This is a genomic window from Methylobacterium nigriterrae (assembly GCF_037106235.1).
Classification (GTDB): domain Bacteria; phylum Pseudomonadota; class Alphaproteobacteria; order Rhizobiales; family Beijerinckiaceae; genus Methylobacterium; species Methylobacterium nigriterrae.
Map to the genome: position 1 here is coordinate 1 of NZ_JBAWTG010000378.1, position 1,294 is coordinate 1,294.

1 pseudogene is annotated in these 1,294 nt (G+C 63.8%); it reads left to right on the top strand.

Annotated elements, in window-relative coordinates:
- Window positions 1-87 (top strand): annotated as a pseudogene (locus tag WDW90_RS37225) (IS5-like element ISMex42 family transposase); the annotation flags it as partial.
- Window positions 88-1,294: the final 1,207 nt, after the last annotated feature.

Below are 1,294 nucleotides of genomic sequence, written 5' to 3' on the forward strand. Positions count from 1 at the left end.
GCCATCGCAACCCGCTACGAGAAGACAGCTTCAAGCTTCATGGGCGTTCTCTCGCTCGCAGCCGCTCTGGACTGGCTCAAGAGCTAACAGGCCGTAGGCATCTGCGGTTAATCGCGGTGACCGTGCCTAACTGAGGGCTTCGGACCTTCGGTCCTCGCCCTGCTCGCTGCGCTCGCAGGTAGATCCCCTCCCCTTCCCCTGTGACTCGGCTTCCGTTCACCTGTGAGTTTGATACGAGATTGCCAGCGCGGCGAAGCCGCGATGGCGTCGAGGCGAAGCCGAGACCAGGATGACGGTGGTAGGTCGTGGTGGACCGCGGTTGGTTCAGGGCCTCGGACCTTCGGTCCTCGTCCCGCTCGCTGCGCTCGCAGGTTGATCTACCCGCACCATCTCTCGCTGGTGAACCGGTTTCCCGTCACGTGTGAAGCGGCCGCGGGATTGCCGAGCGGCAGTGCCGCGAGGCATCGAACTCAGCGACTTTGGGCTACCCGCAGCAAGCCGTGGTTGACCGCGCTTGACTCTGGTCCTCGGACCTTCGGTCCTCCTCTCGCTCGCTGCGCTCGCCGTCTCACCGAGTCGTATGCCTGTCACGAGTGACTCACAGTCAGGGAAGCCGAACGACGCAGTCGTGAGGCGTTGCACAGAATTGGACTCAGCCCGTCGCGGCACCCCCTCTCCTCACCCAGATGGTTCAGGGCCTCGGACCTCCGGTCCTCGTTCCCTTGTTCCACCGGCCCGTCATTGGCCGGTGATTCACCGCAGTCGTCCGGAAAGATGCGGCCAGCTCGCGGCACTTTTCCTGAGACCGGTTGAATTACTGAAGCGTCTCAGTGGGAGCCCTGTGATCTCCCGAACATCTGCCGTTTGTTGGCATTGCCTCCGCTGCCGGCCAGCCTCTTCTGTGCATCAGGACGCGAGCTGGCCTCTCACCAACCTGCCCTTCTGCGGCAAGGTGGTTCCACACTGGAACCGCCCCGCCGACCTGAATTGCGGCTCAACGGTCAGGCTGTATGAGGCAGGTCGGGATCTGCCTCGGTCATCGACACTGCACACTCCCACTCTCAGCCGGCGAGCGGCTGCACGCGAACAGCGCGCGCCATCTCGATCAGCTCACGCCCGGTCAGGCCACCTCCGAAGCGCGCGAGATCCTCGACCCGTCTGCCTCGTGCTCCCGCTCGATAGTTGAGCGCCTCGCTCCTAGTTGTCTGGATGCGAGACCTCCTTGGCGGCTGCAACAACCTTGAGGGCTTTCGGGAGCGCGTCCGGATCAGGCGGTTTGGTAACGGGCTTGGCG